The sequence below is a fragment of the Synechococcus sp. CB0101 genome, assembly GCF_000179235.2.
Classification (GTDB): Bacteria; Cyanobacteriota; Cyanobacteriia; order PCC-6307; family Cyanobiaceae; genus Vulcanococcus.
Window position 1 is genome coordinate 651,129 of record NZ_CP039373.1, and the last position, 12,133, is coordinate 663,261.

16 protein-coding genes and 1 tRNA gene are annotated in these 12,133 nt (G+C 65.9%); 9 read left to right on the forward strand and 8 right to left on the reverse strand.

The genetic code is table 11. The features are described 5' to 3' along the window. Window positions 1-74 precede the first annotated feature (74 nt). The 6 genes from CB0101_RS03575 (at window position 75) to CB0101_RS03600 (ending at window position 2,132) form a co-directional block, all read left to right on the forward strand. Entirely contained in the window at window positions 75-329 is a 255-nt protein-coding gene (locus tag CB0101_RS03575) for a hypothetical protein (protein ID WP_010307926.1), read from the forward strand. Window positions 330-368: 39 nt separating this feature from the next. Then, window positions 369-1,124, forward strand: coding sequence for a peptide-methionine (S)-S-oxide reductase MsrA (msrA, locus tag CB0101_RS03580; protein WP_010307922.1), 756 nt, complete (start codon window positions 369-371; stop codon window positions 1,122-1,124). Between the two features lie 7 nt (window positions 1,125-1,131). Further along, on the forward strand, window positions 1,132-1,422 hold the full coding sequence (locus CB0101_RS03585) for a hypothetical protein (RefSeq protein WP_010307917.1): 291 nt from the start codon (window positions 1,132-1,134) through the stop codon (window positions 1,420-1,422). Window positions 1,423-1,429: 7 nt separating this feature from the next. Beyond that, window positions 1,430-1,636 (forward strand): hypothetical protein, encoded by a 207-nt coding sequence (locus CB0101_RS03590; protein ID WP_010307914.1) that lies wholly within the window; start codon window positions 1,430-1,432, stop codon window positions 1,634-1,636. A gap of 47 nt (window positions 1,637-1,683) precedes the next feature. After that, on the forward strand, window positions 1,684-2,043 hold the full coding sequence (locus tag CB0101_RS03595; RefSeq protein ID WP_043717431.1) for a Rho termination factor N-terminal domain-containing protein: 360 nt from the start codon (window positions 1,684-1,686) through the stop codon (window positions 2,041-2,043). 15 nt (window positions 2,044-2,058) lie between these two features. Next, window positions 2,059-2,132, forward strand: a tRNA-Pro gene (locus CB0101_RS03600). Window positions 2,133-2,187: 55 nt separating this feature from the next. Here CB0101_RS03600 and CB0101_RS03605 read toward each other — a convergent pair. Then, window positions 2,188-2,439, reverse strand: coding sequence for a hypothetical protein (locus CB0101_RS03605; protein WP_010307907.1), 252 nt, complete (start codon window positions 2,437-2,439; stop codon window positions 2,188-2,190). A 104-nt stretch (window positions 2,440-2,543) separates the two neighbouring features. Beyond that, window positions 2,544-3,458 carry a 3'-5' exonuclease gene (locus CB0101_RS03610; RefSeq protein ID WP_010307903.1) on the reverse strand — a complete coding sequence of 305 codons (915 nt, stop codon included), beginning with the start codon at window positions 3,456-3,458 and terminating at the stop codon, window positions 2,544-2,546. A 78-nt stretch (window positions 3,459-3,536) separates the two neighbouring features. On the opposite strand from CB0101_RS03610, the gene CB0101_RS03615 reads away from it, so the two are divergent. Together CB0101_RS03615 and CB0101_RS03620 are read left to right on the forward strand one after the other, a co-directional pair. Next, a complete protein-coding gene (locus tag CB0101_RS03615; RefSeq protein ID WP_010307898.1) occupies window positions 3,537-4,001 on the forward strand; it encodes a peroxiredoxin in 465 nt (154 codons plus the stop codon). Window positions 4,002-4,064: 63 nt separating this feature from the next. Continuing rightward, window positions 4,065-4,724 (forward strand): DUF1350 family protein, encoded by a 660-nt coding sequence (locus CB0101_RS03620; RefSeq protein ID WP_010307893.1) that lies wholly within the window; start codon window positions 4,065-4,067, stop codon window positions 4,722-4,724. Here CB0101_RS03620 and acs read toward each other — a convergent pair whose 3' ends face one another. Beyond that, window positions 4,725-6,719, reverse strand: a complete 1,995-nt coding sequence (gene acs / locus CB0101_RS03625) for an acetate--CoA ligase (protein WP_010307889.1) — start codon at window positions 6,717-6,719, stop codon at window positions 4,725-4,727. It abuts the gene before it with no gap. Window positions 6,720-6,829: 110 nt separating this feature from the next. On the opposite strand from acs, the gene CB0101_RS03630 reads away from it, so the two are divergent. Next, a complete protein-coding gene (locus tag CB0101_RS03630) occupies window positions 6,830-7,504 on the forward strand; it encodes an HAD family phosphatase (RefSeq protein WP_043717449.1) in 675 nt (224 codons plus the stop codon). Here the strand turns inward: CB0101_RS03630 and sds are convergent. The 5 genes from sds to CB0101_RS03655 are packed head-to-tail and all read right to left on the reverse strand — an operon-like array spanning window position 7,498 to window position 12,074. Beyond that, a complete protein-coding gene (gene sds / locus CB0101_RS03635) occupies window positions 7,498-8,469 on the reverse strand; it encodes a solanesyl diphosphate synthase (protein WP_010307880.1) in 972 nt (323 codons plus the stop codon). The two genes, CB0101_RS03630 and sds, sit on opposite strands and share 7 nt — an antisense overlap. Before the next feature lie 51 nt (window positions 8,470-8,520). Beyond that, window positions 8,521-9,339: a glutamate racemase gene (gene murI, locus CB0101_RS03640; protein WP_010307877.1), complete on the reverse strand. Its 819-nt coding sequence runs from the start codon at window positions 9,337-9,339 to the stop codon at window positions 8,521-8,523. Next, entirely contained in the window at window positions 9,336-10,412 is a 1,077-nt protein-coding gene (locus CB0101_RS03645) for an N-acetylmuramoyl-L-alanine amidase (RefSeq protein WP_010307874.1), read from the reverse strand. The genes murI and CB0101_RS03645 overlap by 4 nt, the downstream gene beginning before the upstream one ends. Window positions 10,413-10,451: 39 nt before the next feature. Further along, window positions 10,452-11,270: a carbon-nitrogen hydrolase family protein gene (locus CB0101_RS03650; protein WP_010307873.1), complete on the reverse strand. Its 819-nt coding sequence runs from the start codon at window positions 11,268-11,270 to the stop codon at window positions 10,452-10,454. 48 nt (window positions 11,271-11,318) lie between these two features. Continuing rightward, on the reverse strand, window positions 11,319-12,074 hold the full coding sequence (locus CB0101_RS03655) for a 2-phosphosulfolactate phosphatase family protein (protein ID WP_010307872.1): 756 nt from the start codon (window positions 12,072-12,074) through the stop codon (window positions 11,319-11,321). Window positions 12,075-12,133: the final 59 nt, after the last annotated feature.

The following is a 12,133-nucleotide window of genomic DNA, read 5'->3' on the forward strand; positions in this document are numbered from 1 at the left end:
ATCACACTCTGTGCCTGTCACCAGACAAGGTGCAGCGGCGTGGCTTAGCTGGAAGCACGCTCCGCGCCGCTGCCATGACCACCGGTGTGCCCTACCGACTGCGCTGCACCCTCACCTTCGGGGATATCTACGGCCAGATCCTGATTTGGATGCTGGTGATGTTCGTGAGCTTGGCGGCCGGCCTGGCCCTGATGGGCGCCAGTAAACCGTTGTTTGCCCTGGTGGGTGTGGGGCTGATCCTGGTGCTCTCGCTGCCGTTCCTGCTCTTCGCCTTCACCACCACGCTGCTGAACCACATCGCCCTGGAACCCGGCGCACCACAAGGTTGAGCGCCGTAGGCTGACCCCAGCACATCGGCTGCGGCATCAGTGTTCGGACTGTTTCAGGGACTGGGTGGATCCAAGGGCGCGTTGATCGCCCCCGATGCCGCGCTGCCCGGCCGCACCGAGCCCATTGCCACGGCCGACCGCCATGTGGTGCTCGGCACCGCCCTGAAAGCACCGCTCAGCACCAGCCAGCAAGAGGCTCTCTTCGGCTGCGGCTGCTTCTGGGGTGCGGAAAAAGGCTTCTGGCGCCTGCCTGGCGTGATCAGCACCGCCGTGGGTTATGCCGGCGGCTACACCCCGAATCCCACCTATGAGGAGGTGTGCTCAGGCCGCACCGGGCACACCGAAGTGGTGCGGGTGGTGTGGGACGTCAACGCCATTGATTTCAGCGACCTGCTCAAGCTGTTCTGGGAATGCCACGACCCCACCCAAGGCATGGCCCAGGGACATGACACCGGCACTCAATACCGCTCAGCGATCTATGTGAACGACCCAGAGCTGCTCAAGGTTGCTGAAGCCTCCCGCGATCGCTACCAGGAACTGCTGAACGCCAACGGCAAGGCAGCGATCACCACCGAGATCGCAACCGGTAAGCCCTTCTTCTTCGCGGAGACCTACCACCAGCAGTATCTGGCGCGTCCCGGCAGCCGCCCCTACTGCTCAGCTCGGCCCAGCGGCGTGCTGCTGGATGGGTTCGAGGGCTCGGCCTACAAGTTGCCCGCATCGGTCTGGAGCCACTACGACTGGTCGATCGATCACTGCGTGCTGCGGGGCGAAAACGCTCCGATTGGCTTCTAACTGCGTTGTGATTGCTCTGCTGCTTCCGCTGCTGGCCCTCAGCAGCCCCTGGTGGGAGGACTACGACATCCGCGACCGCTTTCTCTGCGGCGATCAGGGTGTGCTGGTGGTGGAACGCAATGACGCCCAGGCTTCGTTGATCAGCGGCCGCAACCGCTTCACCCTGTTCCGCGTGGCGAGCAGCCAACCTGGTGTTCGCTACGGAAGCGAGGCGATGGAGCTGATCCTCTGGGGCGACAGCCTCACCCTGGAGCAGGGCCGCCGCAAGCTGCAATGCACCCGCACCGATCAAGCCTGAGCCCCGGATGAATCCTTTACCCGACCGCACCGTGATCCTCGGGATGTTGATCACCCTCGGATTGGTCTTTGCCGTGGTGTTCTGGTTTGTGCGGCTGGCTCCATCGCCAGAACCAGCCCTGCAATGGCGCGATGCAGCACCCCTTTCACCCAAGACAGCCCCAGCGCCGCAACAGCCATTGCTGCCGGGTCAGCGCAATGCCGAGCTGATCTGAGCCAACCAGATCCCAGGCTTGTGGGTGACAATGCCCCGGCGGCGTGGATGCCGCGCCCATCCCTGAACATCAGCGTGGCTCCAAAACCCCAGCGACAGCTCCATCCGCTGCCCCGGGGTCTGGTGGAGCTCTACGGCCTGCTGGCGGTGCTGTTCGTGCTGGTGCCCGAATGGATGGCCGATGGAGCTCTGGCGGGTCTGCGGGGAGGGCAGAGCGGCAGTGACCTGCCCATGACCAGCTCCGCCTGGCAGCGCATCCCGGAACTGCGGCTGGCAGCGATGAATCTGAGGGAGCTGCGGGAGCTCGCCAAGGCTCTGCGCCTGTGGGGTTACAGCAGCCTCAACCGGGAGGAACTCACCGCCTCGCTTCTGCGCAAAATCCAGGCCAGACGCGGGAAGGCGCTGTGATAATTTCTTTCTCGCCGGGGCGTAGCGCAGCTTGGTAGCGCACCACTTTGGGGTAGTGGGGGTCGTGGGTTCAAATCCCGCCGCTCCGATTTCAACCGGCTTTCAACCACCCCTCCGGGTGGTTTTTTTTATGCCCGGCAGCATTCACTGCAGCCGGGTATGCACCCGATAACAAGCCAGCCAACGGTTCACCCGAGGGCGAAGGCTGGGAGGCACTTCCTCCAGCAACTGCGACAACTCGAGCGCACCAAGACGGCGCAGGTCACGCACGTCCACATGCCAGAGCGCCTCGGCCTCACGGATGAGCCGAGCCCAGGTGCGGGTGTCCTGCCAGCGTTGGACGCGCTGATGCACAGGGGGTGGATGGCGGGGGTGTCCGCGGGCGGAAACAGCCATCGCACGCAGCCTCGAAGCTTCATCCACACCATGGCCGCAAATGCCCTGGGCCGTTGAAAGCAGCGTTTCACCTTCCTATAGATGAAGGAAAACCAGCGGAGCCGCTAGGCCGAACGGCGCTGCTGATCACCCTCCACAGGCACCACCGGGAAGGTCAACAACGCCGCCTCCCGCTCCGACAAGCGACGGCTCCAAGCCCCACTCACGGGCTCGTTCCAGCGGAAGCCGGCTTCACGGGCCTTATGGCGCTCCTCATACGACAAGCGTGCGCGGTAGAGCCGCCGCGGCTCCAGGCCCTGTTGCAGCAGCGGCTCGAGATCGCTGCAGCGCTCAAACACCTGAGCCAGATATATGCAGTCGGTGAGGGCGCGGTGGGCGGCCCACACCGGCACGCTGTAAGCAAGCGCCAGATCCCGCACCGATGGATTCGAGCGCAGGTGGCGATCCGCCGGCCAGCGGATGTCCTCCATGGAGCACAGCCAAGGCTTGTCGATCGCGGGCAACGGAGCGATGCCGAACCATTGGCGATCAAAAGCCGCGTTGTGGGCCACCACCACATCTGAAGCGGCCAGCAGTGCCTCAAACCACTGCAAGCCCTGTTGCCAGGGCTGAGGCTGCTGCGTGAGCCGTGGATCAATCCCGTTCACCGCCTGGGCTGGGTTTTGCTCGCAGGGGAGCAGCAACGACACCTGGCTCAGCACGGAACGGCGGGGCACATCAAAGAGCACGGCCCCCAGCTCGATGCAGCGATCACGCTGAGGGTCGAGGCCGGTGGTTTCGGTGTCGAGGATCAACAGCCGCTGGGGCACCAGAGGTGCAGGGATTTCAGGCAGAGGCTCAGGCGCTGACTGGGGTTCAGGCGCTGACTTGGATTCCGGCTCGGACTCGGGCTGGAGCTCAGCAACCGGCTCCGGCCGATCCGGCTCAGGAGGAGCCTGAGGCGATGCCGCAACCGGAGCCTGCATCAGGCTCAACAGGTCCACCTGCTCCCAGGGTTGCAGAGGTTCAGCCGGGGCCATGGAGCGCTGCGCGTCGGCTTCATGATCCCAGGCCGCGCCAGGCCCTGCCTAGGGTTTCGGCAACCTCTTCCTTTCGTCTTGGCAGCAGCCCTGAGCAGCGGCGATCGCGCACCCCTGATTGCCCTCGCCGATCAGCACGGCACCGAACAACGCAGCGATCAACTTGGCGGCAAAGCCCTGGTGCTCTTCTTCTATCCCAAAGACGACACCCCTGGCTGCACGATGGAGGCCTGCGCCTTTCGCGATAGCTACAGCGATCTGCAGGCCATGGGCGCCGAGGTGTGGGGCGTGAGCGGCGATAACGCCGCCAGCCATCAGCGCTTTGCCCAGCGCCACAACCTCCCCTACCCCCTACTGGTGGACAAAGGCAATCAACTGCGCAAGGCCTTCGGTGTGCCGAGCGTGTTGGGACTGCTGCCGGGCCGCGTCACCTATGTGATCGATGGCGAGGGAGTGATTCGCCATGTGTTCAACAACTTGCTCGATGGTCCGGCCCATCGCCGCGAAGCGATCGAGGCTCTCAAGGCACTGCGACAGCCATGAGCTGGCGCCAGCGGGGCAGCCTCTGGTGCCTGGAACCCGAAGGGGGGATCTCCCCTCGGGCTGGTGCAGTTCATCGGCGGGAGCTACCTCGCCGCTACACCTCAACTCAGCTACCGGCGCCTGCTGGAGGCCCTGAGCCGTCGTGGCTTGGCGATCCAGGCCTGGAGTTATGTGCCGGGTTTTGATCATCAGGCCCAGGCCAATGAAGCCTGGAAACTGTTCCGCTCCGCCCGCCCCGAAAACCTGCCCGCCCTGCGCCTGGGCCACAGCCTGGGCTGCAAATTGCACCTGCTGGCACCTGACAACGGCCGGGGCTGCAGCGGCTTGGCCGCTTTGAGCTTCAACAACTTCTCGGCCGAGCGCAGCGTGCCGCTGCTGGCGGAGCTGGGACCGCGCCTGGGGATCCAGAGCGAATTCAGCCCCTCCCCCAGCGAAACCCTGCGCCTGGTGGGTGCGAACTACCGCCAGGCCAACAACCTGCTGGTGCGCTTCAACCGCGATGGCATCGATCAGTCGCCGCGGCTGCTGGCGGTGCTGCAGCAACGACCCGGCGATCACTCCGAACTGCTGGAGAAGCCCGGCGATCACCTCACCCCCGCCAGTGCTGGCCTGCGCCAGAACCTGCTGGGCAGCTGGGCTGATGATCCTGCGCGGCAACGGCAGATCGACTCCCTCGCAGAGACGATCTGCCGTTGGTGGCAACCGGCGCTGTTGCAGCGCTGATCAAACGCGCAGCGCGTCGAGCACGGAGCGATCCTCGAGTGTGGAGGTGTCGCCGCTCACCTCCTGGCCGGCAGCCAACGCACGCAGGATGCGGCGCATGATCTTGCCGCTGCGGGTCTTGGGCAGGGCATCGCTGAACTTGATCACATCGGGGCGGGCGATCGGACCGATCTCCTTGCCCACATGGCCGCGCAACTCAGCGATCAGGGCCTCATCACCGCTACGGCCTGCCTCCAGGGTCACAAAGGCCACAATCCCTTCGCCCTTCAGATCATCGGGGCGGCCCACCACGGCGGCCTCCGCCACCGCCGGATGGCTCACCAGCGCGCTCTCAATTTCCATCGTGCCGAGGCGGTGACCACTGACGTTGATCACGTCATCGACGCGGCCCATCACCCAGAAGTAGCCATCGCTGTCGCGGCGGGCACCATCGCCGGCGAAGTAGAGCCAGGAGCCGTCGGCGGGTCGAATCTCCTCCCAATAGCTCTTACGGAAGCGATCGGGATCGCCGTGCACCGTGCGCATCATTCCGGGCCAAGGCCGGCGGATCGCGAGGTAGCCGCCTTGATCGGCGGGCTGAGAGTTGCCGTCGTGGTCAACGATGTCGGCCTGGATGCCGGGCAGCGGCAGGGTGGCGGAGCCTGGCTTGGTGGGTGTTGCGCCGGGCAGCGGGCTGATCATCACGCCACCAGTTTCGGTCTGCCACCAGGTGTCCACGATCGGGCAGCGGTTGCCGCCGATCACATCGCGATACCAGATCCAGGCCTCGGGGTTGATCGGCTCACCCACGGTGCCGAGGATCCGCAACGAGCTCATGTCGTATTGATCCGGCACCTCGCGGCCGCTCTTCATGAAGGCGCGGATCGCGGTGGGGGCTGTGTAGAAGATCGTGCACTGGTGCTTCTGGATCACCTCCCAGAAGGCGCCGGGCTTACTGGGCCGCGGCGCACCCTCGTACATCACGGTGGTGGCGCCGTTCGACAACGGCCCGTAGACGATGTAGCTGTGGCCGGTGATCCAACCCACATCGGCGGTGCACCAGTGGATGTCGTTCTCCTTGAGATCGAAGATCCACTGGAAGGTGAGATGGGCCCAGAGGTTGTAACCGGCGGTGGTGTGCACCACCCCCTTCGGCTTACCGGTGGAGCCTGAGGTGTACAGCACAAACAGGCGGTCTTCACTGGCCATCGGCTCGGCCGGGCACTCGGCGCTCTGGGCATCCACCAGCTCGTGCCACCAGTGGTCGCGGCCGCTCTGCATGGCGCAGTCGCCCTCAATGCGGCGCACCACCAGCACGTGCTCCACGCTCGGGGCTCCGCCATTGCCGGAAAGGGCCTCATCCACCGCTGGCTTGAGCGGCACCGGTTTGTCTTTGCGGAAGCCGCCGTCTGCGGTGATCACCGCCTTGGCCTCGCCGTCGATCAGGCGATCGCGCAGGGCATCGGCCGAAAACCCGCCAAACACCACCGAATGGGGAGCGCCGATGCGGGCGCAGGCCAGCATGGCGATGGCAGCCTCCGGCACCATCGGCATATAGAGCGCCACCAGATCGCCCTTGCCGATCCCAAGCGCTTTGAGGGCATTGGCGGCTTTGCACACCTCTGCGTGCAGTTGCCGGTAGGTGAAGGTGCGCTTATCGCCGGGCTCCCCCTCCCAGATCAGCGCGGTCTTGTCGGCACGTGCACCCTCGAGGTGACGATCGAGGCAGTTGAAGCTGAGGTTGGTGGTGCCCCCTTCAAACCAGCGGGCGAAGGGTGGATGGCTCCAATCCAGCACCGTGTGGAAGGGCTCGAACCAGTGCAGCTCACGACGGGCTGCCTCACCCCAGAACTGATCAGGATCCTGCTGGGCCTGGGCCGCCAACTGGCTGTAGGCCTCCAGCGAACCGATGGCCGCGCCGGCCGCCAAGGCTGCCGGCGGCTCAAACACCCGCTGCTCCTGCAGCACCGATTCGATCGTGGTGCCGGTGGCGGGGCTGGTCTGGGCCTCAGACATGCTGGCAAGGGCAGGCGCGCCCATTCAAGCGAGCCAACAAGCGGGCTGACCGCCCCAGCAGCAGGCCTGTAATGGGCGCAGCGGGATCGGTGCTGATTCAGGATGGGGCCATGGTCCGCCCCGCCGCCTGCCTGTTCGATCTCGACGGGCTGCTGCTCGACACAGAACCGCTGCATGCGGAGGCCTGGCAGCACGCTGCTAGCCATTTCGGCAGGCCCCTGGCGTCCCATGAGCTATTGGCCTTGCGGGGCCGCCGCCGCCACGATTGCGCGGATCAGGTGCTGCAGTGGATTGGTGCGAGCGGTGCAGCCACAACCCCCAGCCGAGACGATCTCCTGGCCGTGCGCCAGCCCATCGCCGAGGCGCTACTCGTGCGTGCAGCGCCGATGCCGGGTGCGCCAGATCTGGTGGAGCACTGCGCTGCCCTGGGGATTCCCATGGCGCTGGCAACGAGCAGCTCCAAAGCCGCTGTGGACTTAAAGGCTTCGCCCCACCCCTGGTTGGCCGCCATCAGGGTGCGGGTGCATGGCGATGACCCCCATCTGGGGCAAGGCAAACCAGCGCCGGATGTGTTTCTGCTGGCAGCTGAGCGGCTCGGGGTGGACGCTCAGCGCTGCTGGGCGTTTGAGGATTCACCAGCCGGAGTGCGCGCCGCCAGGGCCGCGGGTTGCCGGGTGCATGTGCTGCCCCCCAGCCACCTGAGCGTTGAACAGCGCCGCGAGCTCTATCCAGGGATTGAGTGCTTCCTGGCCAGCCTGATCGAGGTGCTCGAGGAGCTTCAGTAGAGCCGGCTGAGCACGAACTCGGGCAGCGCCAGCAGCGCACTGCGGCAATCGGAAGCCGGCAACCAACTGATGGCTTCTCGGGCCTCATTGGCAAACCCTTCCGCCAGGGCGCGGGAGCGCTGAATCGCCTGGCTGTTGCGCACCAGCTCGAGGGCTTGATCGAGATCACCGTCTTCGCTGAACTCGCGTTCAATCAGTCCCGCCAGGGCTGGATGCTCCTCGAGGGCATAGAGGGCCGGAGCGGTGAGATAACCCGTCGCCAGATCGCTGGCGGCCGGTTTACCCAGCTGTTGATCGCTGCCGGTGAAATCAAGAATGTCGTCGACCACCTGGAAGGCCAATCCGAGCTGGCGGCCAAAGCGATAGAGCTCATCAAGCTGATGGGCCGGCAGGCCGCTGAGAACGCCTGCGGCTCGGGCGCTGTTGGCGATCAGGGAGGCGGTTTTGCAGTAGCTCTTTTCGAGGTAGGTCTCGAAGCTCTGGCCGGTGTCGTAACGGAACAGGCCCTGCTTCACCTCGCCATCGGCGAGATCCATGATCACGCGGGAGAGCAGCTTCACCACCTCGAGGTCATCGAGGTTGGCGAGATGCCAGCTGGCCTGGGCAAACAAGAAATCGCCGGCCAGCACCGCCACACGGTGGTTGAAACGGCTGTGCACGGTGTCAACACCACGGCGGGTGCTGGCCTCATCCACCACGTCGTCGTGCACGAGCGAGGCGGTGTGGATCATCTCCGTGATCTCCGCCAGGCGCCGATGCCGAGCGGTGAGCTCACCATCCGCGGCGAGGGCGCGAGACACCAGCAACACGATGCCGGGGCGCAGACGCTTGCCTCCGGCGCTGAACAGATGCTCTGCAGCAGCCTGAAGAATCGGGTGCCCCGCTCCAATCAGGCTGCGCAGATCGCTCAGCAGGGCCTCGAGGTCGGCCTCGACGGGCTGAAGCAGCTCTGCAACCGTGGCCATGACCCCCTGCTGTGGCCGAATCCTAGGAGGCGCACCCTGGCTGGCGCTGGCTCATCCGTGATGCAAATGGCCCTGATGCCAGACGAGGGGCTGACTCCTGCAACGGGCACCCACCAGTCGGCCCACCGAGCGATCGAAGCGGTCGGGTTGCGCACTCGTGAAAAACCGCAGCTCACGGCCGGCGGAGCTGCCGTTCAACAAGCCCTGAGCCGTAAGCACCTCCCCGAGGTGGCGCGCAACGGCCGGGGCAGGGTCGAGCACAGCCAGACCAGGGCCCACCAGCCGGCGAATCGCCTCAATCACGAAGGGGTAGTGGGTGCAGCCGAGCACGATGGTGTCGGCACCCGCCTCAAGCATCGGGTTGAGGAAGCTGCGCAGCAGAGCATCACAACGCTCCCCTTCCAGCTCCCCGATTTCCACCAGGTCAGCCAAGCCGATGCAGACCTGCTCCACCACCTGCACATCACCGGCCCAGCGCCCCACCGTGGCCCGGTAGAGCTCCCCCTGGAAGGTGGCGGGGGTGGCCATCACCCCCACCACTCCGCTGTTGGTGAGCTCTACAGCCGGCTTCACGGCCGGTTCAAGCCCAAGGATCGGCAGCTGCGGAAAGGCCTGACGCAACGGCTCCAGCGCCACGGCCGATGCGGTGTTGCAGGCCACCACGATTGCTTTGCAACCCATGGCGATCAGCTGGCCTGCAATCTCACTGCAATAGGCCTGGATCTCCTGGGCCGATCGCTGGCCGTAGGGCACATGGGCCTGATCTGCCAGGTAGATCACCGATTCATCCGGCAGGTGATGCACCACCTGCCGCCAGACACTCAAGCCCCCCAATCCGGAATCAAAGATGCCGATGGGAGCTCCGCTCATGGATTGGCCACCAGGTAGTTGAGCAACCCAGTGGCAATCGCCACCGCCATCCGCCGGCGGAAGGCGGGATCCGCCAATCGCGGCGAATCCAGCTGACCCGTGACAAAGCCCATCTCGGCCAGGGCCGCCGGCATCACGGTGCGGCGGATCACAAAGAAGCGACCCGGGCGTGCACCGCGATCGGGGCTCCCTGGAGACACCCGCAGCATCTGCACCTGCACCGCTTCGGCCAGTCGCCTGGAGGGCCCGTCCTGGAAATAGAAGGTTTCGATGCCATTCACATCCGGGCGCGACATGCTCAGCGCATTGGCATGAATGCTCAAAAACAAATCAGCGCGGTTGTTGTTGGCGAGGGCCACCCGCGGCGGCAGGTCGACATCCACTTCCGAGGTGCGCGTCAGCAACACCTGCACGCCTTTGGCCTGAAGGATCTGGGCCACCTGCAGGCTCACATCGAGCACCACATCGGTTTCCCGCAATCCATTGATCCCCACAGCCCCGGGGTCGGGGCCGCCATGGCCTGGATCAATCACCACCTTGTAGCGATTCCTCGGCACGGTGGGCAGGCCCTCCACCGAGGGCATCGGCCCGGAAGGAACCCCGGCGGCTGGAGGACGCGCCCTCCAGCTCGGCGTGGATGGAGCGTCGAGATCACCCTCGCCGAAGGGGTTAATCCCGCTCACCACCTCACCCAGCTGCATCTGCCAACGGTCGGCACTGGTACCCACCAAGCGCAGCTCCGTGGGATCGAGCTTGGTGCCGGGGCGGAACTCCACCACCAGGCGTGTGGTGTTGTCGCTGGGCCGGCCAACCCTCACTTCACGGATGGCGCCATTGCCGCGCACGCTGCGGCTGCGGGAGGGAGCACCGGGGAGATCCAGCCAAAGCTTGGGGCCCACCAGGCCGCGACCCTCCTCAAAAAACGCCTCGATGCTGGTGCCAGGCGGCGTGCGCAACTCCAAGGCACCCGAGCGGCTGATCCGCCAGGCGGCCAGGGCGCTTCCAGCCCAGGCGGGCAAGGCTGAACCCAGCGCCACGATGGGCAGGGCGGCGACCAGGGCCAGCCCCGACAAACGCGCCCGCAGACGGGAAGAGAACGTCGCGCTCACCGCTCAGAACAGGGCCGGCCGGCGGTGCTTGAGGCTCGGCATCTGGGCCTGGATGCGCTGGCGGTGTTGCACGTCCACCGGAGCAACGGCCTGACCCGGTCCACTGCCAGCATCCGCCAGCACCGTGCCCCAGGGATCAATCACCAGGGCATGGCCATGGGTCTGGCGCCGGCCGCCGTGGTTGCCGGTCTGGGCTGGGGCCAGCACGTAAGCCGTGTTCTCGATGGCACGGGCCTGCAGCAGCACCTGCCAGTGGTCTTTGCCGGTGAAAGCGGTGAAGGCCGCCGGAATGAACAGCACGTCGGCACCTGCTGCCGCCAGGTGCCGGTACAGCTCAGGGAAGCGCACGTCGTAACAAATGGAGAGGCCCACCCGACACAAACCAGGCACCTCCACCACAGGCGGCAGCTGGTCGCCCGGTTGCACCGTGGCCGACTCCCGATAGGTGTTGCCGTCCGGCAAATCCACGTCGAAGAGATGGATCTTGTCGTAACGAGCCAGGATTTCACCCTCCTTACCCACCAGCTCCGCGCGATTGCTGGTGAGGCGCTCTCCTGCCGGCACCGGATAGCCGCCGCCCAGGAGGGTCACCTGGTAGCGCCGGGCCATGGTGATCAAAAACTGCTGCGCCCGCTCCGCCAGGGCAGGAGCGATGTCGAGACGATGTTCGTCATCACCCATGAACGCGAAGTTCTCGGGCAGACCCACCAGATCAGCACCGCGGCGCGCGGCCAGATCGATTTGCTCCTCCGCCGCCGCGAAGTTCGCGTCGGGATCAGCGGTGCTGGTGAGCTGGATCGCTGCTGCCAGAAAGCTTGTCACCGCTTGCGTTTTACCGACCCGGGCACTGTAAGGGTGCCGGCAAGGGCCTCAGGCCGCCTGCAACACGCCGGGGCTGGTCTGGGTGGGCACGATGGTGAGGTTGTCCACGGCGGCACAGCAGGCGAAGTCGGCGTCGTGGTTGCCGATGCCGATCAGCCGCTGACCGTGGCTGGCGGCCCGCAGACAGGTTTCGGTGTCGGTGTGCCACTGCTGCCAGAGCGCCAGGGCCGCCAGTGCCTCATCGTTGGCGCAGCGCACGCCCACGTGGGGCGACACAGCCAGCTCCAGCGCCTCCGACACCACCGCACCCGCCGCCAGGCTGTCTTCCAGGGAGTAGTCACCCTCCCAGCCGCTGCCAACGATCCACACATGGCGGCAATCGCGCTCAATCAGCCGCCGCGCAACGGCGGTGCGGTTGGGCAGGCAGGCCGTCACCAGCAGCGGCACCGCCTTCACCGCCTCGAGCGAGCGGGTGCCGTTGGTGGTGCTCATGAAAATGCGTTTGCCCCCCACCAGCTCTGGCGTCACCGCCAGGGGGGAATTGCCCAGGTCGTAGCCATCCACCCGCTTGCCGCCGCGCTCACCAGCCCGCAGCCGGCGCTCCGCCGGCCAGGCGGCCGCCGTGGCATCCAGTGCAGCCAGATCGGCAAACGCCTGGATGGCCTCAGCGCCGTTCTGCAGCGACCAGGCAATCGTCGTTGTGGCCCGCAGCACGTCGATCACCACCGCTGCATCGGGGCCGCCCTCGGCCACAGGCTTCACGGCCGGCACGCACTCGGAGGTGTGGAAGTAGGAGATCTGCACGGCCGCAGTGGCGGAAGGGGTGCGTCACAGTAGTCACCACAGCACAGCAGGCAGCAAAG

Excerpts from the sequence above, each read along its gene's own strand:
- CB0101_RS03630 (WP_043717449.1), top strand. The coding sequence starts at position 6,830 with ATGGTCCGCCCCGCCGCCTGCCTGTTCGATCTCGACGGGCTGCTGCTC.
- CB0101_RS03575 (WP_010307926.1), top strand. The coding sequence starts at position 75 with ATGACCACCGGTGTGCCCTACCGACTGCGCTGCACCCTCACCTTCGGG.
- CB0101_RS03590 (WP_010307914.1), top strand. The coding sequence starts at position 1,430 with ATGAATCCTTTACCCGACCGCACCGTGATCCTCGGGATGTTGATCACC.
- sds (WP_010307880.1), bottom strand. The coding sequence starts at position 8,469 with ATGGCCACGGTTGCAGAGCTGCTTCAGCCCGTCGAGGCCGACCTCGAG.
- CB0101_RS03610 (WP_010307903.1), bottom strand. The coding sequence starts at position 3,458 with ATGGCCCCGGCTGAACCTCTGCAACCCTGGGAGCAGGTGGACCTGTTG.
- CB0101_RS03595 (WP_043717431.1), top strand. The coding sequence starts at position 1,684 with ATGCCGCGCCCATCCCTGAACATCAGCGTGGCTCCAAAACCCCAGCGA.
- murI (WP_010307877.1), bottom strand. The coding sequence starts at position 9,339 with ATGAGCGGAGCTCCCATCGGCATCTTTGATTCCGGATTGGGGGGCTTG.
- acs (WP_010307889.1), bottom strand. The coding sequence starts at position 6,719 with ATGTCTGAGGCCCAGACCAGCCCCGCCACCGGCACCACGATCGAATCG.
- CB0101_RS03605 (WP_010307907.1), bottom strand. The coding sequence starts at position 2,439 with ATGGCTGTTTCCGCCCGCGGACACCCCCGCCATCCACCCCCTGTGCAT.